Genomic DNA, 19485 nt, shown 5'->3' with positions numbered 1-19485 from the left:
GCTCTACCGCAACGGCACCCGCCACGTCAGCTCGGTGCCGCAGCTGACGCCCGGCAGCAGGGTGAAGGTGCCGCCGCACTGCTCGGCCCGCCGGGCCAGGTTGTCGAGGCCGCTGCGTCGCGACGTCTCGGGCACGCCCACGCCGTCGTCGCAGATCCGGATCGTCAGACGGTCGGCGGCGTCGATGACGACGTCGATCGTGGTCGCGGCGGCATGCCGGAGCGCATTGCTGAGCCCCTCCCGCAGCACTGCCTCGGCGTGCGGGTGGATCCGCGGCGGCACGAGTGTGTCTATCGCACCGGTGAATTGGACGTTGGGCACCAGTTCGGAGCGGGTCGTCAGGTCGCCGATCGCGTCCAGTAGACGGCGGCGCAGGCTCGTGCCGGCCTGGTCGCCGGTGGTCTGCAGGTCGAAGATCGTGGTGCGGATCTCGTGGATCATCCGATCGAGCTGGGACACCGACTGGACGACGGTGCCGGCCGCGGCTTCGGGAAGCGGCGCCTTGGTGTCCAGCAGCAGACTCTGCAGGCTCATCCCCGTCGCGAACAACTGCTGGATGACGTTGTCGTGGAGGTCACGCGCGATGCGGTCACGGTCGGCCAGCACGTCGAACTGGCGTCGTCGGTGCTGCTGGTCGGCGAACTCGACGGCGAGGGCGGCGGAGTCGGCCATCGAGCCGAGCCGGGTGATCTCGTCAGCGGCCCAACTGTTGGTGCCCGCGCGCGTCACCACCAGCAGTCCGGCGACACCCGACGTGGTGGACAGCGGCAGCGCGGCGACCCGCACCGGGCGCTCGGTGCCGAACGGGCCGAGACGGGCGTGCTCGTCGAGCAGGGCAGGCCGACGTCCATGGAGAACGGGCAGCAGATCGGATTCCGACAGGTCGATGTGGGCGCCGGGGCGGGGTCCGTCCTCGGACGACGCGGCCTCGACGATGCCGTCGTACCCGTCCTCGACCACCAGCACATACGCGCCGCTGGCGGAACAGAGGTCGCGGGTGCGGGTCACCAGGAGATCGAGCGCCTCGTCGATCGAGCCGCCGGACAGCAGTCGCGCATTGGACGAACGGAGAGCGGTGACCCAGCGTTCGCGGGTGCGGGACTCCTCGAACAGGTGCGCGTTGTCGATCGCGACGCCCGCCGACGTGGCCAGCGCGTCGAGGATCGTCTCGTCCTCGTCGGTGAACTCCGGCCCGGTGCGCTTCTCGGTGAGATAGATGCTGCCGAACACCTGGCCGCGCACGATGATCGGCATGCCGAGGAAGCTGTCCATCGGCGGGTGGTTCGGCGGGAACCCGACCGACGCCGGATGCGCGCCGAGGTGCGTGACCCGGACCGGGCGGGGGTGCTCCATCAGCAGGCCCAGCAGCCCGTGTCCCTCGGGGAGATGCCCCATCCGCGCCCGCTGGTCCGCGCTGATGCCCTCGTACACGAACTCCGACAATCCGCCGTCGGGATTCCGGACACCGAGTGCGCCGTACCGCGCGTCGAGCAGGGTCGTCGCCGCCTGCACGATGCGCTGCAGGATCGAGTCGAGTTCCAGCCCGGCCCCGACGACGAGGACTGCCTCGAGGAGTTCGCGCAGCCGGGCCGGGGTCGCGACACTGTCCACGAGACGACTGTGCATGTCGGCGAGCAGTTCCTCCAGGTTGTCGTGCTCCCCGAGGTCCCAGTTGCCGTTCTCCGCCATGCACGCAGCATATGCGCCGGTAAACATGCCGGGAATTCGGTTGTTTCCCGCTGTAACGCGTTACAGCGGGTGCCCGATGTATGCCGTGAAGTGATCGTGAGCGGGATCGTGGTGGCCCCCTCACACCCTTTGACTGTCCGGCGTCGATCCTCGGGGGAGGGGGTCGACGCCGGACTTCCCTCTGTAGAGCCGAATGTGCAGCTCTCTGATCTTCTCTGATCTCGACCTGAGGGAGACCCGGCTGTGAGGGGTCCTGACAGGGTCTGCCACCGACGGGTGTCGCGCCCGTAGCGTGAAGTGGGTGAGCGTTGGTGGCGCCCGGAACCGCGCGGGCCCCGATGGTGCGCTCCGAAGGAAACGAAGGAGCAGAGCCGCATGATCTTGAACGAGACATACACACTGACGGGTGGGGTCCAGATCCCCAAGCTGGGTCTGGGGACCTGGTTCATCGATGACGACAAAGCTGCTCGCGCGGTGAAGGATGCTGTCGCGATCGGATACCGCAACATCGACACCGCGCAGGCCTACGGCAACGAGCGTGGAGTCGGCGAAGGAGTCCGCAGCTGCGGCGTCGCGCGTGACGAACTGTTCGTGTCCACCAAGCTGGCCGCCGAGATCAAGAACTACGACGGGGCGGTCGCCGCCATCGAAGGTTCGCTTGCCGCCCTGGGGCTCGACTACATCGATCTGATGCTGATCCACAGCCCGCAGCCCTGGGACGATTTCCGGGGCGGTGACTACGCCGAGGGCAACCGCGAGGCCTGGCGGGCCCTCGAAGACGCCTACAACGCGGGCAAGCTTCGCTCGATCGGGGTGTCCAACTTCGAGCAGAAGGATCTCGAGAACATCCTCGACGTCTGCGCCGTTGCACCGCAGGTGAACCAGTTGCTGGTCCATGCGGGCAACACTCCGGCCGAACTCCTCGCCTACTGCGAAAGCAAGAGCGTTCTCGTGGAAGCGTATTCGCCGATCGCTCATGGCAAGATCCTGAAGAACCCGGAGGTCGCAGCGATGGCCGATCGGTACTCGGTGACGGTGCCACAGCTTTGTATCCGCTACACCGTGCAGTTGGGAACCGTGTCGCTTCCCAAGACGGCCAACCCGGAGCACATGCGCAGCAACGCCGAGGTGGACTTCGTCATTTCCGACGAGGACATGGACACCCTGCGTGGCATGCGCGCCCGAGACTACGGCGAGGACAGCGTTTTCCCGGTCTACAGCGGCAAGTAGTAGTCCAGTCACAACCCCCATCTACAGCGGCACCGAACCGTCGCGGATGACCGTCGCGCTCGTGCGTTTCACGCCAGGAGCCCGCACCAACTGGCATCGCCACGCCGTCGGCCAAACCCTCCACGTCACGGAAGGTGTCGGTTTGGTCGGCACCCGCGACGGCCACATCGTCCGAGTCCGCGCCGGCGACACCGTGGTCTGCCCACCCGACGAGGAGCACTGGCACGGCGCCGGTGCGGACACCTTCATGAGTCACCTCGCGATGCTCGAAGCACTCCCCGACGGACAGGACCCCACCACCTGGCAGGAACCCGTCGGCGACGATCAGTACATGGCGGCGAACCAGCAGTAGATCGAGACATCGAGATCTCGTTTGCCGGATACCGTCGCGGCCCGTGGGCTCAGGTGTATTTACGGCTGCTGAGCCGGCGCACCATCTCGGGGTCGCGGTGGTCGAAGAACAGCGAGGCGCCCGCATCCAGGCCGGCGATGCGCGCCATGTCCTCGTCACTGAGGGTGAAGTCGAAGATGTCGAAGTTCTCCGCCATGCGTTCGGGTCGGACAGACTTCGGGATCACCACGACGCCGCGTTCGGTGAGCCAGCGCAGCACGACCTGGGCCACAGACTTGCCGTGGGCGTCGGCGATCGCGGTCAGGGTGGGGTCGGTGAACAGGTTGTTGCGGCCCTCGGCGAAGGGCCCCCACGACTGGATCTGCACACCGAGCGCGGTCATCTGCTCCTGGTAGTCGCTCCGCTGGAAGAACGGGTGTGTCTCGATCTGGTTGACCGCAGGAGCTATCTCGTTGTGCTCGATGAGATCGACCAGCCGATCGGGGTAGAAGTTTGCGACCCCGATTGCCCGGATCAGTCCCTGACGATGCAGGTCCTGCATCGCCCGCCATTCTCCGTAGTAGTCGTCGAAGGGCTGGTGGATCAGATACAGATCCAGGTAGTCCAGGCCGAGACGGTTCAGGGAGGCGTCGAAGGATCGTTTCGTGGCGTCCTCGGCGGCGCCGTCGCGCGAGTCCTGGATCCACAACTTCGTGGTGACGAACAGTTCCTCACGCGCGACGCCGGAGGCCGCGATTGCGCGGCCGACCGCTTCTTCGTTGCCGTAGCTGACTGCGGTGTCCAACAGCGAACTCGATTGTTCTGGATCCAGTGTTCCGCCTCCGGGGAGCACACGGGGCCCCGTTCGAACTATCCACGCTCGACCGCAGACTCCGGACCCCCGGTGGCGGGCGAGCGTCAAACCACCAGATCGTCGAGGGCGAACGGGGGAGCGCCGACACCCGTGACGCGGAAATGCCCCCACGGATCGCGCTCGGTGAGCGATGCGTCCACGGTGGGGCCGTCACCGATCCTCAGGGTGGGCGTGCCGGCGTCGGGCCGCTTCAGCTGTGCGACGCGGTCGTCGCCGCGGATCTGGCCGTACCAGTGGTAGTTCCCGTCGATCGGATCCATGTGCCCCGTCAGATGGACGGCCACGTCCAGCGCCAGGCCGGCGCCCTCGAGCACGGCCGGCCCCCGATAGTCCTCCTCGTCGCGGTCGGAGGCCGAACTGAGATCGAACGCGCCGAGGTCGGGGTGGCGCGTCCGCATCCAGTACGACACGCTCGAGCCGGGCCAGGCCGCGCGGTTGCGGCCGGTGCGGTCGAGATACCAGCTGTCACAGCCGCCCGAGTTCCACACGGAGCCTTCGAGTTTGCGGTGCACCTGGCGGTTGAAGTCGTGTTGCGTCCCGGCGCGGACCTCGATGCGGGTGGCGTCGCGGTCGGCCATCGCCCGGAGGCATTCGAGGATGTAGTGCGCCTGGGCCTCGATCACGAAGACGATCGACTGGTTCCCACCCCCGGAATTGGGCCCCATCATGAGGAAGAAGTTCGGGAATCCGGTCACCGCGACCCCGAGGTAGCCCTCCATGCCGTCACGCCACGCCTGCTGAATCGTCTGTCCGCCGCGTCCGACGATGTGCTCGTGCTCGAACCGCTCGCCGATCTCGAACCCCGTGCCGAACACGACGACGTCCGCCGGGTGCTCGACGCCGTCGACGGTCCGGATGCCGGACGCGGTGAACTCGGCGATCCCCGATGTCACCAGGTCCACGTTCTCGCGCTGCAGCGTCGGATAATAGTTACTGGACACCAGGATTCGCTTGCAGCCGATCGTGTAGTCCGGGGTGAGCGTCGCACGCAGTCGTCGATCCGGCACTTGGCGGCGCAGCAGACCCCGGGCCGCCCGTTCGAGACCGGCCATCAGGCGCGGGTGCATGAACCCGGCAATGAGCGATTCGTGAGTCCAGTAGATCGCCCCGCGGTACGCCTTCCGGGCGCCCGGGACCGCGTCGAACAGGCGTTTCTCGGTGGGGGTGATCGGGCGGTCCAGCTTGGGCAGGATCCAGTGCGCGGTCCGCTGGAACACGTCGAGGTGGGCGGCTTGCTTTGCGACCTCCGGAACGAACTGCACTGCACTGGCCCCGGTGCCGATCACCGCCACCCGCTTGCCGGCAAGGTCGACGTCGTGATCCCACTCGGCCGAGTGGAACATCTTGCCCGCGAATCGTTCCCGCCCGGAAAGGGTGGGGATGTGCGGCTTGTGGAGGGGGCCGGGACCGGCGATGACGATTCGCGGCCGGTACACATCGCCGGATGCGGTGCGGACGGTCCACCGGTCTGCGGTCTGGTCGAAGTCGTAACCCGCCACCTCGGAATCGAAGCGGATGTACCGCGCCAGGTCGTAGTCGTCGACGACGCGCCGGATGTAGTCGAGGATCTCGGGTTGCCGGGCGTACATGCGGGTCCATCGCCGGTTGGGCGCGAAGGAAAACGAGTACATCAGCGACATCACGTCGCACCCGCACCCGGGGTACGTGTTCTCGCGCCACGTCCCACCTACATCCGCCGCCTTCTCGAGAATGACGAAGTCGTCGAACCCGGCCTCCTTCAACCGTATTGCCATGCAGAGACCGGAGAACCCGGTGCCGACGATCAGGACGTCGGGGGCGGCGGGGGGTGTCACAGGAATCCCGCCCGGCGCCACAGCGTTCGCGAGGTGCGGCGCATCATTCCCGTGTCCTCGAGGAAGGCGGCGAGGTCGGCGAACCCGCGACGCTGGTTCTCGCGGAAGTGCGGGTTGGCCCGCGCCTGGCGTCGGGCCTCGCGCGGATCCAAACCGGCCCGCTGGTACATCGCGGGATTCGTGAACAGGCGCTCGAGCAGCAGACCGCCGAGTCCCTGAGCCGCACCCACCCAGAGCTTCTCGAGTCGATGGGTCTCCGCGATCCGCCGCCGGACGCCGGCGCGGGCGAACTGGATGTGCCGGGCCTCCTCGGTGACGTGGATGCGCATCAGCCGGGCGATCAGTGGTTGGAGTTGCGGATCGTCGACGACACGACGCTGCGTCGCATCGAAGATCTCCTCGCCGATCAGTGCCGCGACCCACAGCATCGTGCCGCGGAATGTCTTCGGCAACACGTTGACTGCGGCCGCCTGGTACCACCGCAACTGGTAGGGCTTGGCGCCCATCCGTTCGATCGCGCGGCCGAACATTGCCATGTGCCGGCACTCGTCGCCCATCTCGGTCAGCGTGTACCGGGTGTGGAGGGAGCCGGGATCGTTGTGCAACAGATGCCGCAGCAGTGCCTGGTTGAGGATGTTCTCGAACCAGATCCCCACGCTCAGGATGTTCGCGGATTCCTGTCGGGACAGTTCGATCCGCTGTTTCTCACTCATCGTGTCCCACATCGGGGTGCCGTAGAGCGACAGCACGTCCGGGGGGAGGAAGTATTTGCCGTCCTCGAGCGGGGCGTCCCAGTCCATGTCGACGACCGGGGCATACGAGCGTTTGACCGATCCGCGGAGAAGTCTGTCCGCGAACGCTTCCCGATCGGGCGCACCAACCGTCCGTGTCATGGCTGTCCCTCCTCGGTGAACCCCCGCCGTGGGTGGTGAGGGTGTGGGAGCGAGCGCCGCGTCGATACGGCGCCGTGTTGCCGGTATCACCTCGAACGTAAGCGCATCCGACGAGGAGGTCAATGGTGTCTGTGAATCTCGGGAACACTGATTTCGCCGAGATTTCAACGCGCCGGTACGGGCCGGCGCCGTTAGAATCCCTGCCGTGAAGTCCCGCGCACAAGATCTGAGCCCCATCGCGATTCGTGAGCGAATCCTCGATGCGGCAGAGGCATGTCTCATCGACGTCGGTTACGGCACCCGCCTGCACGCGGTGATCGCCGAGCGTGCGGGACTGTCACGACCCACCGTCTACAAATATGTCGGTGACCAGTCCGAGATCTTCGAGGCGCTGTTCCAGCGGGAGATCACGCACTTCTTCACGCTGCTTCGGCCCGTGCTCCTCGAGAGCGATCGACTGGACAGCGGGATCACCGACTGCGTCGTCTTCGCGGTGGGCTACGCGCGGCGGCACGCCCTGCTGCAGAAGGGGCTTCGCGACGATCCGGCGGTCGTCCTGCCCTGGTTCACGATGCGTGCCCGGCCGTTCATCGAACGCGGCACCGACTACCTCGCACCGTTGTTCGAGCGGATGATGACCGCCGAGCAGTTGGCCACGATCGACCCGCGGGCCGTGTGTGAGTGGGCGTTCCGGTTGGTCGCGTCGCTCATCACGACCGGGGGCGTCGTCGACACGTCCAGTGACGCCGCGTTGCGCGACTTCGTGGACGGACTGCTGTCGATCGCGTGGGTCCCGGCTCCTGCCGCTCAGTTGGTGTGACTACTTCTGGTGTGACTACTTCTGGTGTGACTACTTCGCGACGGTGAGCAGGAACGCGACGTCCTCGAGCGCTTCGACGCTGTGACGTGCAGCGGGGATGATGAGCATGTCGCCGGTGGACCCCTTCCACGAGTCCTCGCCGCAGATCAGCGCGAGCTTGCCGCTGAGCACCAGCAGGGTCGCCTCTCCGGGGCTGTCGTGCTCGGCCAGTGACTTCCCGGCACCCAGCGCGATCACGGTCTGACGCAGGTGGCGTTGGTGGCCCCCGTACACGGTCTGCGAACTGCGCCCGCTCGACGACGTGGCCGCCAGCTTGAGCTGCTGGCGGGCGAGGGCGGTCAGCGAGGTCTTGTCCATCAAAGGTCACTCCCGGAGCCTGCGGGGACGGTGGTACCCGCAGTATGACCCACCGCGCGCGCGAAGGCCCGGTTATCGGCCTAACGGTTCGGCCACCGTCCGGAAGGCGTCAGCCGCGCACGTACGTGAGGAATCGGTAGCGCAGCCCCGACTTCTCGGAGATGCGCCAGTCGCCCTCGTCGCCGATCACCCACTCGTCGCCGATCGTCGGGGCGAAGGCATCGCCCTCGACATCCACGTCGATCTCAGTCACCGACAGGAGATCGGCGAACGGCATTGCTGCCGTGTAGATCTGGCTTCCTCCCATGACCCAGGCCGTGTCGCCGACGAGGGTGAGGGCCTGCTCGATTCCGTGCGCGGTGTCGACACCGTCCGCGTGCCACCCGTCCTGGCGGGTGACGACGATGTTCCGGCGTCCGGGCAGCGGGCGGAACTTCGGCGGCAGCGAATCCCACGTCAGCCGGCCCATCACCACGGGGTGGCCCATCGTGATGTCCTTGAAGTGGGCCATGTCCTCGGGTACACGCCACGGGATGGTGTTGTCGCGACCGATGACGCCCGCCGTGGTCTGACCCCAGATCAGGCCGATCATCAGACGGCCACCGGCGCCTTGATCGCCGGGTGGTGCCGGTAGTCGAGGATCTCGACGTCCTCGAATGTGTAGTCGAAGATCGAGTCGCGCTTGTTCAGCTTCAGCGTCGGGTACGGAAGCGGCTCGCGGGACAGCTGCTCCGTCACCTGGTCGACGTGGTTGTCGTAGATGTGGCAGTCGCCGCCGGTCCAGACGAAATCGCCGACCTCGAGGCCGGCCTGCTGCGCCACCATGTGCGTGAGCAGCGCATAGCTGGCGATGTTGAACGGCACACCCAGGAAAAGGTCGGCGCTGCGCTGGTACAGCTGGCAGCTGAGCTTGCCGTCGGCGACGTAGAACTGGAAGAACGCGTGGCACGGCTGCAGTGCCATGTCGTCGAGGTCGGCCACGTTCCACGCCGAGACGATGATGCGCCGCGAGTCCGGGTTGGTCTTCAGGGTCTCGATGACCTTGGTGATCTGATCGATGTGCTCGCCCGACGGCGTGGGCCACGAGCGCCACTGCACGCCGTAGACCGGGCCGAGCTCGCCGTCCGCGTCGGCCCACTCGTCCCAGATGGTGACGCCGTGTTCCTGCAGCCACTTGACGTTGGACTCGCCGCGCAGGAACCACAGCAGCTCGTACACGATGGACTTGAGGTGCACCTTCTTGGTGGTGATCATCGGGAAGCCCTCGGCGAGATCCCAGCGCATCTGGTGCCCGAAGACACTGCGCGTCCCGGTTCCGGTGCGGTCCGCCTTCGCGGTTCCGGAGTCCATGACCAGGCGGAGCAGATCTTCATACGGCGAGTACACGGACCCGAGTCTATGTGGGGTCTGCGGTTGCCGGGACAATTGCCCCATGCGTGAGCTCCTCGTGATCGGCATCGGTGCCGGCGACCCCGACCAGGTGACGATCCAGGCCGTCAAGGCCATGAACCGGGCCGACGTGTTCTTCGTCATCGGCAAGGGCGACGAGAAGCAGGAGCTGGTGGACCTGCGCACCACGATCCTGTCCGAGCACATGGACCGCGGCTACCGGATCGTCGACATCGTCGACCCTCCGCGCGATCGGACGAACGTGCCTTCTGTGCGCTCCGCAGGCTCCGGTCAGGCCGACTACGGCACCGTCGTCGACGACTGGCACGACCGTCGCGCCCACGTGTTCGAGGAGAAGTTCGCGGCCGAGGACGGCGTCGGCGCCATCCTGGTGTGGGGTGACCCGTCCCTCTACGACAGCACGCTGCGGATCGTCGAACGCGTCCTCGACCGCGGCAACGTCGAGTTCGGCTACACGGTGATCCCCGGCGTCACGAGCATCCAGTCGCTGGCCGCGCAGCACCGCATCGTGCTCAACCGCATCGGCGAACCCGTCCACATCACCACCGGGCGCCGCTTGCGCGACGGCCTGCCCGACGGCGTCGGCACCGCCGTCGTGATGCTCGACGCCGAGTGCAGTTTCACTCACATCCCGGACAAGGACGCCGAGATCTGGTGGGGCGCCTACCTGGGCCTGCCCGACGAGGTCCTGATCTCCGGCACGCTGCGCGAGGTCGAGGACGAGATCGTCCGCGTGCGCGCCGACCTGCGCGAGCGCAAGGGCTGGATCATGGACATCTACCTGATCCGTCGCTGAGCCCGCGGCCGTCGAACGCGGAGACGCTGCGCGCGAAATGGCGCCCCGCGCGCACGATTGCGCGCGCGGGGGACTGATCCGCGCGCGGCCGTCGGTGTCCGCGCTTACGCTGACCCCATGCCCGAACTGCCCGAGGTGGAGGCCCTGGCTCAGTTCCTGCGCGACCATGCCGTCGGCGCGGTGGTGGGCCGCGTGGACGTGGCCGCGCTGAGTGTGCTCAAGACGTTCGATCCGCCGATCGGCGCGCTGCAGGGCCGCAACGTCACCGGCGCACGCAGGTTCGGCAAGCATCTCGCGATGGACTGCGACGGGCTGTGGCTGATCGCGCACCTGTCCCGCGGCGGGTGGCTGCGCTGGGCAGACAATCCCAGCCCCGCGCCGCCGAAGCCGGGCAAGGGGCCGCTGGCGCTGCGGGTGCACTTCTTCACGCCCGACGCGGATACGCCCGCGTTCGATCTGACCGAGGCCGGCACCAAGAAGCGCCTCGCGGTGTGGGTGGTGGCCGACCCGCAGGAGGTGCCGGGCATCGCCAGGCTCGGACCCGATGCGCTCGAGGTGACGCGGCCGCAGTTCGGCGAGATCCTCGCGGGCACCACTGCCCGGATCAAGACCGCACTCGTGGACCAGTCGATGCTCGCCGGGATCGGCAACGCCTACTCCGACGAGATCCTGCACGCGGCGCGGATGTCGCCGTTCGCGACGGCGGCCAAGCTGGCACCGGACGAGGTCGACCGCCTGTACGACGCGATGCGCACGCAACTCGGGGACGCCGTCGCGCGCTCGGTGGGACAGGAGGCAGCCCGACTCAAGGGCGAGAAGCGGGCCGGCATGACCGTCCACGCGCGGACCGGGATGCCGTGCCCGGTATGTGGGGACACGGTGCGGGAGGTGTCGTATGCGGAGCGATCGTTCCAGTACTGCCCGACGTGCCAGACCGGCGGCAAGATCCTTGCCGACCGGCGGATGTCACGACTTCTGAAGTAGCGGGTCGCGGCGTCCGAACACCCAGCCACGGAGGGCGATGAACCGCAGGCCGCCGACGACGCCGCTGACCGCGATGACCAGTGCGATCGACACCAGGTCCGTCGAGCCGGGCAGGAAGAAGTGCAGCGCGGCGAGGGCCAGGGAACTGATCAGCAGGCCGACGAGGGCAAGCGCGCCGCCCTCCCACTGGGCAGCGAACCACGGCACTCGGTCTGCGGCGCGGAACGTGCGTCGACGATGCAGTTCGTTGGCCAGCACGGTGCTGGTGATGACGCCCACGGCGTTCGCGAGCAATGTGCCGTACGCGTCGAGGGCGACGAACGACAGCGCGTACAGAACGTTGCTGGATCCGCCGACGAGGGCGAAACGCGTCAACTGGGCGGCCCATCCATCGCCGCCCAGACGCAGATCGAGCATCGCCATCGAGGTCTCCCACAGCCTGAATATTGGTTGCAACCCGCAACGGTAGCGGATGGGGGAACTAATGGCGGTGCCGGTATCCGCGCCACGCCTCGCGGCGAGTCCGTAGCGGATCGGATTCGACCCGGCAGACCTCGTCGATGATCAAGGTGTCGCGTCGCTCGAGCGAGTAGTGCGGCCAGGTCTCGAGCGGACGCCCGCCGCGGGCGAACGCGAGCCAGTGGCCCTGCATCGTGTCGGACACCGTGCGCAGTGCCCGCCGCCCGCCGAGCGCCGTCATCGTCCCGGTCGTGAGCCCGCGGGTGCCGAACACGGGGAACAACTCGGTGGCGTGCGTGGCGCCCAGACCGATGAGCCGCATCAGCCGCGGCGCGAAGTCGTACCGGTACATGTAGGTGTCGCTGTGTCGGGTGTGCGCGTGCGCACACCGCAGCGACGGCTCCCAGAACACGACGTCCCCGCCGAGGTCCGCCGCCGCCCGCCGCCTCGGATAGCCCGGATACGACGCGATCACGCGCTCCACGATCGCCGGGTCCGTGCCCTCGAACATCGTCGCGATCCGGGTGCGGTTCGTCGGCAGGATGTCGAGCATCCTCGGGAAGATCCGACCCTCCTCCGCGTTGGTGCCGATGATCAGCGGCACCCGATGCTGGGCGCCCGCCTCGAACGCGTCGAGGGGGTGCTGCGGAAGCAGGTCGCCGTCGGCGACCGGGGCGAACGGCCGGACGCCGGGGGCCTCGTCGGCGCCGCGCGCGCTGAGCGTCGTCGCGGCCCGCACGAGCACGTCCGGGCTCGCGGATGCGAGGTAGTGGGCGGCGTCCGCGCGCGACACCCCCGCGATATCGAGGAACTCGCGGGCCCACAGGGCTGCCAGTTCACCGCCGTTGGAGGTGGCGGGCGGCGGGCTCTGGGCGATGGCGCGGGCGAACAGTCCCTGTGCCGCCGGGGTGCACATCAGCGTCACCACCGCGTCCGCACCGGCCGATTCGCCGAACAGTGTGACGTTCGACGGATCCCCACCGAAGGCCGCGATGTTCCGCTGCACCCACTCGAGCGCGGCGATCTGGTCGCGCAGGCCCAGATTGACATCGAAAGGACGCTCTGCCGTGGAGAACTCGCGGAAGTCGAGGTAGCCGAGCGCGCCGAGCCGGTAGTTGAGCGAGACGAACACGACGTCGCCGCGGCGGACGAGGGAGGCTCCGCTGTAGAGCGGATCCGACGACGTCCCGGCCGTGTGCGCTCCGCCGTGGATGTAGACCATGACGGGGCGGGCGGTGCTGCTCGGTTCGGCCGGACGAAGGACGTTGAGCGTGAGGCAGTCCTCGTCACCGGACCGGCGTTGTTGCGGTGCCGGGGGCCCGAACTCGACGGCGTCACGGATACCTGTCCACGGCGTGACCGGCTCCGGTGCCCGCAGCCGCAGTCTACCGATCGGCGGTGCGGCGTAGGGGATTCCGCGCCACGACAGCAGGTCCGGGAGACGCCGACCCCGGACCGTTCCGTCGGTGAGGACGACGTCCGTGCTGTCGCCGGTCACTGCTGTCGTTCGGCGTCGACGGTGCCGTCTCCCAGGTATCCGCGATACCCGGACCACGCCACTCGACGTTCCCGTCCCGGGTCTCGCTCGACGCGGGTAGGTACGTCGAACAGCAGGGTGCGCCGGTTGTCGATATCGTACCGAGGCCACCACGGCTCCGGTACGCCGTTGCGGGCGAACGAGATCCAGTTCTCCTGTACCCGGTCGGTGACCGCCCGCATCCCGCGTCGGCCACCGGAAGCTGTGAGCGCCCGTCCCGCCGCAGAATCGCCGTAGCCGAACACCGCGAACAACTCGAAGGCATGGGTGGCTCCCAGCCCCAGTCGATGCAGCAGGCGCGGTGCGAAATCGTAGCGGTAGCTGTAGGTGGGAGCATGGACGGAATGGGCGTCGGCGATGTCGACCGACGGCCTCCAGAATGTCAGATCGCCGCCCAGCTCGATCGCTGCGATCGGACCCGGATAGCCGGGATACGCGGCGACGACGCGGTCCCGTGCGTCGGGGTCGGTGAGGGCGAACATCGCGTCGATGCGGGCCGCGTTGGTGGGCAGGCCGTCGAGCACCTTGGGAAAGAGCGTGCCCTCGCGGGCATTGGTGCCGATGATCAGCGGCACCCGGTGCGCGGTTCCGTCGGTGAACGCCCGCAGAGGCTCGACGGGCAGGTAGTCGCCGTCCACGACGGGCCCGAAGGGGTGGAGTCCCGGAGTTTCGGCGAGAACCTTTGCGCCCAACCTGCTTCCGGCCTTGCCGAGCTCGGCCGGGGTGGCGGCGTCCAGTGCACGCGCCGCATCGGTCGTGTCGTCGCACCCGAGCAGCGTCAGGAACTGCCGTGCCCACTGGCGCGCCCGGGGCGCGTCGCCCACCAGAGTGGGGGCCGAACTCTCGGCGATTGCGCGTGCGAACAGGCCCTGTGCCGCCGGCGTCGCCATCAGTGTGGTGACCGACGTGCCGCCCGCCGACTCGCCGAAGATGGTGACATTGTCCGGGTCGCCGCCGAAGGCAGCGATGTTGCGCTGGATCCAGCGCAGTGCGGCAACCTGGTCACGCAGACCGAGATTGGAGTCGAACGGCCGATCGGCGGACGAGAACTCGGTGAAATCGAGGTAGCCGAGTGCGCCCAGACGGTAGTTCACGGACACGTACACGACGTCGCCACGGCGGGCCAATCGGTCTCCGCGGTAGATGCCCATCGCGGTGGTGCCCAGGACGAAAGCGCCGCCGTGGATGAACACCATCACCGGTCGCGGCGTCGTGCTCGGTGCGGACGGGGCGAGCACGTTGAGTGTGAGGCAATCCTCCGAGATCGGCTGGTACTTGCCGGGGCGCAGCGTGGTACCCATTCGTGACTGCGGAGCGGCGGCGCCGAACTCGGTGCCGTCGTGGATGCCCGCCCACGGCTCCACCGGTTGCGGTGCCCGTAGCCGCAGCGGCCCGATTGGCGGGGCTGCGAAGGGGATTCCGCGCCAGGTCAGCAGGTCGCCGATCCGGCGTCCCCGGACGACGCCGTCGGTAGTGGTCACGTCCAGACTCGAGGTCATGATCGCGACTATACGGCGACAGAACACCGCGACCAGGTGGGACAGGGTCGGCTGTCGGAGGTCGGCCGTAGGGTCGGTCCCGTATGGAGACGGCCGGTGCGACAGGAGGAGTGGGGATGGGGACATGGGGTTCGGGACCGTTCGAGAACGACGGAGCGGGCGACCTGCTTGCCGCGCTGCGGGCGGGAAACTTCGCCATCGACGACTTCACCAGCCACGTGGGCGGGGAGTATCTCGAGGCGGACGACGCGCAGGCGGCGATTGCGTACGCGGAGGTCGTGGCCGTCGGCCACGGTATTCAGCAGGCGTCCCCGCACCTGGACGGCATCGACGCCGCCGCATTCAGCGCGTCCCTGACCGCGGAGCAGCGCGAGTGGATCCTCGCGACACTCGAACGCACGATCGCGGACAGCGACACCTCCGAACTCCACGAGTTGTGGGCCGAGAACGGTCCGGAGGATCTCGCGGAATGGCGTGCACCGGTTCTGGCCAGGCTGGAGAGTCTCAGGGCGTTGGGCTGATCACCGCGCCTTCAGGAACTGGCCGGTGCGCCGGGTCCCCAGGACGTCGGCGGCCTGTCCGGCGCCGAAGACGTACTCGCCACCGACCAACACTGCGGCCACCGCGTCGTCGTTGCGGTTGACCATCCGGGACAGGTTGTCGTACTCGGGGATCGGGGACTCGGCGTACGCGTCGAGCGAGTCGTCGAGGTGCGCCGGATCGACGATCACCAGGTCGGCGCGGTCGCCCTCGCGCAGATGCCCGGCGTCCAGGCCGTACCAGTCGGCGAGTTCGCCGGTGAGGCGGTGCACCGCGTGCTCGATCGTCATGAACGGCTTACCGGCGCGTTCGGCGTCGTGCACGCGGCGCAGGAACCGCAGCCCGAAGTTGTAGAACGCCATGTTCCGCAGGTGCGCGCCGGCGTCGGAGAATCCCAGTTGCACCCCGGGATCGGCGGCGAAGGTGTTCAGGACCTCCGGGCGGTGGTTGGAGATCGTGGTGCGCCACCGCACCTTGGTGCCGTGCTCGACCACCAGGTCCAGGAACGCGTCCACCGGGTGCAGGCCGCCCCGGTCGACACCGACCTGGCCGAACGTCTTCCCGACCACGGACTCGTCCGGGCACTCCACGATCTCGGCGTCGAAGAAGTCGCGATGCCACACCCGCGGCCCGTACTTCTTGTCGTAGTCCTTGCGGAACCGGCGCCGGTACGCCTCGTCGGCGAGCAGTGCCCGACGCTCGTCGAGTTGATTCGACAGGTGTAGCGCCGCAGCGCCCGAGCCGAATTCCTCGAACACCGGCAGATCGATGCCGTCCGAGTACACCTCGAACGGAACCGGCAGGTGCTGCCAGCGGAAGTCGCCGCCGAGGCGATTGAGGACCCGCGCCATGATCGGGAAGATGTGCGCCACAGCCGGAATCGCCTTGACATCCGCGGCCGACAGCAGGCTCACCTTGAGTCGCTTGCGGCCGATGCCGAGACTGCTCAGCGCCATCACGACGAGGCTCTGCGGGCGGGCCACGTCGGGTCCGCCCTGCAGTGCCCGCCCGCGGCGCCTCAGGATCGCGTTGAGTCGCCGCCGTTCCCGCGTCGTCGCGTACGTCGACGGAAGGGTGCGGGAACGGCAGACTTCGCCGTCGAGCTTGTCGAACATCAGCTGCTGCGACGACATTCCGACGAAGCCGGCGTCGAGTGCCTCCGTCAGTTGCGTCTCCATCGCCACGAGTTCGGCATCCGTGGGGTGAATTTCCTTGCGGGTGGCCCGGTCGAGGCCCATCAACGACGCGCGCATGTCGGAGTGCCCGATGAATGCGGCGACGTTCGGCCCTAACGGAAGCGACTCGAGTGCGCCGACGTACTCGCGCGCCGAACTCCACGTCTTGCGGTCGGCCAGTCCCTCGACGACGTGACTGCGCGGGATCGCCTCGACCCGGCCGAACAGGTCACCGGCGTCGGACGGATCCACGTGCACCGTCGAGAGTGAACACGATCCCACGAACACCGTCGTGATGCCGTGCCGCACCGACTCGTCGAGCGCGGGCCGTAACAGGACCTCGACGTCGTAGTGGGTGTGGATGTCGAGCATGCCGGGGATCACCCACTTGCCGGCGGCGTCGATCACCCGCGGGCACCCGGATTCGTCGAGTGGTTCGCTCGATACCGTGGCAATGCGGCCGTTGCGGATGCCGAGGTTACGGGTCGAGGAACCCTTCCCGGTCCCGTCGAACCACCGGCCGTTCGCGACGATCACGTCGTAGTTCATCGGGACCTCTTTCGCTCAGATGACGATCTGCTTGCGCATGGTTTTGCCGGTCGCGTTGCGCGGCAACGGTTCCCCGGTGATGCGCCACACGCTCGGCACCTTGAAGTAGGCAAGGTGCTCGGCTGCGTACGCCCGCAATTCGTCCTCGGTCACCGACATTCCGGCGCGCGGCACCACGACGGCGGCGACCTCCTCACCGAGATCGGGGTGATCGATACCCACCACCGCGCACTCGGCGACGGCGGGATGCTCGTCGAGGCACTGCTCGATCTCGACCGGGTAGACGTTCTCGCCGCCGCGCAGGATCAGATCCGAGCGCCGCCCGGTCAGCCGGACCATGCCGTTCTCGATCACGCCGAAGTCGCCGGTGTGCAGCCAGCGGTCGTCCCGGATTGCGTCGGCGGTCGCGGTCTCGTTCTCCCAATAGCCGAGCATCACGTACGGGCTGCGTACACAGATTTCACCCTCTGTGCCCTCCGGCACCGGCTCACCCAGGGGATCGCGGACCTCCGCTGCGACGCCGACGATCGGGCGTCCGAGGCTGCCCGGGAACGCCTGCAGATCCATCGGGGTCGCCACCGAGATGGCGGTGCTGCACTCGGTGAGCCCGTAGCTGTCGACGAGAGCGTTCGCCGCGAACGGCAGGCGCTCGCGCAGTCGCTGCTGGAAACCTGGCGACGACGGCGCCGACGCGAGCGAGAATGCGGTGAGCGACGACGTGTCGTAGCGCGTGACGTCCTCGTGCTCGAGCAGGCGGCTCGCCATCGTGGGGACCGCGCCCCAGTTGGTGATCTTCTCCCGCTCGATGAGCCGCAGCACCCGGTCTGCGTCGAACGAGCCCTGGTAGAGCACGACGGCGCTGCCGGTCGCGAGTCGAGGGACGACGAGGTTGTGCAGGCTTGCGATGTGGAACAGCGGTGACGTCAGGAGGTAACGCAGATCGCTCGGGCCGTCGCTCGGGGCCGCGCCCGTGAAGGCCGCGGCCAGCGCGTCGCTGTAGCGGTGATAGTCGATGACCGCCAACAGGTTTCGATGCGAGTGCACCGCGCCTTTCGGGCGTCCGCTGGTGCCGCTGGTGTAGAGGATCACCGCCGGATCGTCCTCGGCGACGTCGGCGGTCGGCAGATCGGCGCCGGCGAACTCCGCGATGAGACGGGGGATGTCGTCCTCCATCGTCAGGACCGGGACGTCGAGATCGAGACCGTCGAGCAGTGCGGCGCGCTTGGCGTCGACGATGAGGACGGACGGACGCGTGTGCCCGACGCCGTACTCGATCTCGCGCGGCACCCACCACGCGTTGAAGCCGACCGCGATGGCGCCCAATGACTGCGCTGCCCAGAACGACTCGACCCACTCGGGCGTGTTCGCGGAGAGCAGGCCGACCCGGTCGCCCTTGCCGACGCCGTACCGCTCCCTCAGTGCGGTGGCCAGCGCGGCGACGCCGTCGAGGTGGTCGGCGTAGCTGATGCGGCGGTCCTCGGTGACCAGGTAGTCACGGTCGCCGTACGCGGCCGACGCGGCGAGCACATCGCCCAGTGACCTGTCGCGGTTCTTCATCACCGGCATCCGGGCGCCGAGCACGTCCTCCTCGGCGAGCTCGAAGCGCCCGCCCGGTCCCGTCAATCCGGCCATGACCGACGCGATGTACGCCTGGGGGTCGACAGACTTGGTCACTGGTGGTTCCTCTCGAATCCGAACATGCGCGTTAGTGATGTGCGTCATAGTCGGGTGTCGGCTGACGATGTGTCAAGTGACTGGCCGAGTAGTCATGGAAATCGCGTGGTGGCTTGTCGGAGAGCGGGGGAGTGGGCGATCGTGAGCGGCGTGAGAGCGGTGACGGACGGTGCGAAGACCAGGCGCGGCCGACTGCGCGACGAACAGAAGCGTTGGACGCGGACCCGATTGCTCGAAGCGGCCCGTGAGGAGTTCTCCGCGCGCGGATACGCGGCCGTCACCGTCGACGACATCGCCGCTGCGGTCGGGTGCAGCCGCGCGACGTTCTACCTGCACTTCCCCGGCAAGCTCGAGGCCCTGCGGGCGATCAGTCTGGAGAAGATGGTGCCGAGCGCCTTCGCGTTCTACGAGGATCTCGACCGGGTGCTCGACACCGGATCGCGTGACGAGTTCACGGCCTGGGTGGAGCGGGCGATCGACTGGTTCGACGGCTGCAAGGAGATGCTTCCTGCGTGGGACGAGGCCGTCGCGCTGGAACCGTCGTTCCGGGAGACGTCCCGTGATGCGATTGTGGCCCTGCCCAACTCGATGACGCGGTACCTGGCGCGCTGGCCGCACGACCGGCAGGGTGAGGCCCGGCTACGCGTCGAACTGCTGGTCACGCAGCTCGAACGGTTCTTCACCCGGTGGGCTCTGCAGGGGACGATCGAGATTCCCCGAGATCAGGCCGCCGGGGTCCTCACGGACATCTGGTTTCCGGCGCTGACGTCACCCGCCTGAGTCGGCTTCGACCAGCGCGGCCAGACGTCGTGATCGCCCCGACAGTGTTGCACGACAGACGGATTGCACGGCGG

At 67.9% G+C, this 19485-nt stretch carries 19 protein-coding genes; 7 read left to right on the top strand and 12 right to left on the bottom strand.

What is annotated here, in order from left to right; translation table 11 throughout:
* Window positions 1–3 precede the first annotated feature (3 nt).
* The gene (locus C8K36_RS09330) at window positions 4–1689 is read right to left on the bottom strand and encodes a GAF domain-containing protein (RefSeq protein ID WP_107984178.1); all 1686 of its coding nucleotides are present in this window, start codon (window positions 1687–1689) and stop codon (window positions 4–6) included.
* A gap of 375 nt (window positions 1690–2064) precedes the next feature.
* On the opposite strand from C8K36_RS09330, the gene C8K36_RS09325 reads away from it, so the two are divergent.
* Both C8K36_RS09325 and C8K36_RS09320 read left to right on the top strand, forming a co-directional pair.
* The gene (locus C8K36_RS09325; RefSeq protein WP_107984177.1) at window positions 2065–2919 is read left to right on the top strand and encodes an aldo/keto reductase; all 855 of its coding nucleotides are present in this window, start codon (window positions 2065–2067) and stop codon (window positions 2917–2919) included.
* Window positions 2858–3271: a (R)-mandelonitrile lyase gene (locus tag C8K36_RS09320; protein ID WP_420910865.1), complete on the top strand. Its 414-nt coding sequence runs from the start codon at window positions 2858–2860 to the stop codon at window positions 3269–3271. The genes C8K36_RS09325 and C8K36_RS09320 overlap by 62 nt, the downstream gene beginning before the upstream one ends.
* Window positions 3272–3320: 49 nt before the next feature.
* On the opposite strand, the gene C8K36_RS09315 is transcribed toward C8K36_RS09320, so the two are convergent.
* The 3 genes from C8K36_RS09315 to C8K36_RS09305 all read right to left on the bottom strand — a co-directional run bounded on the left by C8K36_RS09315 (window position 3321) and on the right by C8K36_RS09305 (window position 6831).
* On the bottom strand, window positions 3321–4055 hold the full coding sequence (locus C8K36_RS09315; RefSeq protein WP_258195345.1) for an aldo/keto reductase: 735 nt from the start codon (window positions 4053–4055) through the stop codon (window positions 3321–3323).
* A gap of 113 nt (window positions 4056–4168) precedes the next feature.
* The gene (locus tag C8K36_RS09310) at window positions 4169–5938 is read right to left on the bottom strand and encodes a DUF4873 domain-containing protein (RefSeq protein ID WP_107984174.1); all 1770 of its coding nucleotides are present in this window, start codon (window positions 5936–5938) and stop codon (window positions 4169–4171) included.
* Window positions 5935–6831, bottom strand: a complete 897-nt coding sequence (locus C8K36_RS09305) for an AurF N-oxygenase family protein (RefSeq protein ID WP_107984173.1) — start codon at window positions 6829–6831, stop codon at window positions 5935–5937. Before C8K36_RS09305 ends, C8K36_RS09310 begins: the two co-directional genes overlap by 4 nt.
* A 205-nt stretch (window positions 6832–7036) precedes the next feature.
* Here C8K36_RS09305 and C8K36_RS09300 point away from each other — a divergent pair, with 205 nt between their 5' ends.
* Entirely contained in the window at window positions 7037–7651 is a 615-nt protein-coding gene (locus tag C8K36_RS09300; RefSeq protein ID WP_107984172.1) for a TetR/AcrR family transcriptional regulator, read from the top strand.
* Window positions 7652–7681: 30 nt separating this feature from the next.
* On the opposite strand, the gene C8K36_RS09295 is transcribed toward C8K36_RS09300, so the two are convergent.
* The 3 genes from C8K36_RS09295 to C8K36_RS09285 all read right to left on the bottom strand — a co-directional run bounded on the left by C8K36_RS09295 (window position 7682) and on the right by C8K36_RS09285 (window position 9442).
* Window positions 7682–8008, bottom strand: coding sequence for a cupin domain-containing protein (locus C8K36_RS09295; RefSeq protein ID WP_107984171.1), 327 nt, complete (start codon window positions 8006–8008; stop codon window positions 7682–7684).
* 109 nt (window positions 8009–8117) lie between these two features.
* The gene (locus C8K36_RS09290; protein WP_107984170.1) at window positions 8118–8600 is read right to left on the bottom strand and encodes a dihydrofolate reductase; all 483 of its coding nucleotides are present in this window, start codon (window positions 8598–8600) and stop codon (window positions 8118–8120) included.
* Window positions 8600–9442, bottom strand: a complete 843-nt coding sequence (locus C8K36_RS09285; RefSeq protein ID WP_107984169.1) for a thymidylate synthase — start codon at window positions 9440–9442, stop codon at window positions 8600–8602. The genes C8K36_RS09290 and C8K36_RS09285 overlap by 1 nt, the downstream gene beginning before the upstream one ends.
* On the opposite strand from C8K36_RS09285, the gene cobF reads away from it, so the two are divergent.
* On the top strand, window positions 9441–10214 hold the full coding sequence (gene cobF / locus C8K36_RS09280; protein ID WP_107984168.1) for a precorrin-6A synthase (deacetylating): 774 nt from the start codon (window positions 9441–9443) through the stop codon (window positions 10212–10214). The two genes, C8K36_RS09285 and cobF, sit on opposite strands and share 2 nt — an antisense overlap.
* A gap of 117 nt (window positions 10215–10331) precedes the next feature.
* Complete coding sequence (locus tag C8K36_RS09275; RefSeq protein ID WP_107984167.1) at window positions 10332–11198, top strand: Fpg/Nei family DNA glycosylase; 867 nt, start codon at window positions 10332–10334, stop codon at window positions 11196–11198.
* Here C8K36_RS09275 and C8K36_RS09270 read toward each other — a convergent pair.
* Genes C8K36_RS09270 through C8K36_RS09260 form a run of 3 tightly spaced genes read right to left on the bottom strand, consistent with a single transcriptional unit; the run spans window position 11181 to window position 14693 of the window.
* On the bottom strand, window positions 11181–11621 hold the full coding sequence (locus tag C8K36_RS09270; RefSeq protein ID WP_107984166.1) for a GtrA family protein: 441 nt from the start codon (window positions 11619–11621) through the stop codon (window positions 11181–11183). The two genes, C8K36_RS09275 and C8K36_RS09270, sit on opposite strands and share 18 nt — an antisense overlap.
* 58 nt (window positions 11622–11679) lie before the next feature.
* Window positions 11680–13155, bottom strand: coding sequence for a carboxylesterase/lipase family protein (locus C8K36_RS09265; RefSeq protein WP_107984165.1), 1476 nt, complete (start codon window positions 13153–13155; stop codon window positions 11680–11682).
* Window positions 13152–14693: a carboxylesterase/lipase family protein gene (locus C8K36_RS09260; RefSeq protein ID WP_107984164.1), complete on the bottom strand. Its 1542-nt coding sequence runs from the start codon at window positions 14691–14693 to the stop codon at window positions 13152–13154. Before C8K36_RS09260 ends, C8K36_RS09265 begins: the two co-directional genes overlap by 4 nt.
* A gap of 116 nt (window positions 14694–14809) precedes the next feature.
* Here C8K36_RS09260 and C8K36_RS09255 point away from each other — a divergent pair, with 116 nt between their 5' ends.
* Window positions 14810–15214 (top strand): DUF4259 domain-containing protein, encoded by a 405-nt coding sequence (locus C8K36_RS09255; RefSeq protein ID WP_107984163.1) that lies wholly within the window; start codon window positions 14810–14812, stop codon window positions 15212–15214.
* On the opposite strand, the gene C8K36_RS09250 is transcribed toward C8K36_RS09255, so the two are convergent.
* Window positions 15215–16957, bottom strand: coding sequence for an N-acyl-D-amino-acid deacylase family protein (locus C8K36_RS09250; protein WP_107984162.1), 1743 nt, complete (start codon window positions 16955–16957; stop codon window positions 15215–15217).
* Window positions 16958–16972: 15 nt separating this feature from the next.
* On the bottom strand, window positions 16973–18631 hold the full coding sequence (locus C8K36_RS09245; RefSeq protein WP_107984161.1) for a class I adenylate-forming enzyme family protein: 1659 nt from the start codon (window positions 18629–18631) through the stop codon (window positions 16973–16975).
* A gap of 141 nt (window positions 18632–18772) precedes the next feature.
* On the opposite strand from C8K36_RS09245, the gene C8K36_RS09240 reads away from it, so the two are divergent.
* The gene (locus C8K36_RS09240) at window positions 18773–19411 is read left to right on the top strand and encodes a TetR/AcrR family transcriptional regulator (protein WP_258195343.1); all 639 of its coding nucleotides are present in this window, start codon (window positions 18773–18775) and stop codon (window positions 19409–19411) included.
* The last annotated feature ends 74 nt before the right edge of the window (window positions 19412–19485 follow it).

It is taken from the genome of Rhodococcus sp. OK519, assembly GCF_003051005.1.
GTDB lineage: Bacteria > Actinomycetota > Actinomycetes > Mycobacteriales > Mycobacteriaceae > Prescottella.
This window is presented reverse-complemented; position numbering and strand designations above follow the sequence as displayed.

Excerpts from the sequence above, each read along its gene's own strand:
- C8K36_RS09285 (WP_107984169.1), bottom strand. The coding sequence starts at position 9,442 with ATGGGGCAATTGTCCCGGCAACCGCAGACCCCACATAGACTCGGGTCC.
- cobF (WP_107984168.1), top strand. The coding sequence starts at position 9,441 with ATGCGTGAGCTCCTCGTGATCGGCATCGGTGCCGGCGACCCCGACCAG.
- C8K36_RS09295 (WP_107984171.1), bottom strand. The coding sequence starts at position 8,008 with ATGGACAAGACCTCGCTGACCGCCCTCGCCCGCCAGCAGCTCAAGCTG.
- C8K36_RS09275 (WP_107984167.1), top strand. The coding sequence starts at position 10,332 with ATGCCCGAACTGCCCGAGGTGGAGGCCCTGGCTCAGTTCCTGCGCGAC.
- C8K36_RS09255 (WP_107984163.1), top strand. The coding sequence starts at position 14,810 with ATGGGGACATGGGGTTCGGGACCGTTCGAGAACGACGGAGCGGGCGAC.
- C8K36_RS09325 (WP_107984177.1), top strand. The coding sequence starts at position 2,065 with ATGATCTTGAACGAGACATACACACTGACGGGTGGGGTCCAGATCCCC.
- C8K36_RS09305 (WP_107984173.1), bottom strand. The coding sequence starts at position 6,831 with ATGACACGGACGGTTGGTGCGCCCGATCGGGAAGCGTTCGCGGACAGA.
- C8K36_RS09250 (WP_107984162.1), bottom strand. The coding sequence starts at position 16,957 with ATGAACTACGACGTGATCGTCGCGAACGGCCGGTGGTTCGACGGGACC.
- C8K36_RS09290 (WP_107984170.1), bottom strand. The coding sequence starts at position 8,600 with ATGATCGGCCTGATCTGGGGTCAGACCACGGCGGGCGTCATCGGTCGC.
- C8K36_RS09270 (WP_107984166.1), bottom strand. The coding sequence starts at position 11,621 with ATGGCGATGCTCGATCTGCGTCTGGGCGGCGATGGATGGGCCGCCCAG.
- C8K36_RS09260 (WP_107984164.1), bottom strand. The coding sequence starts at position 14,693 with ATGACCTCGAGTCTGGACGTGACCACTACCGACGGCGTCGTCCGGGGA.
- C8K36_RS09330 (WP_107984178.1), bottom strand. The coding sequence starts at position 1,689 with ATGGCGGAGAACGGCAACTGGGACCTCGGGGAGCACGACAACCTGGAG.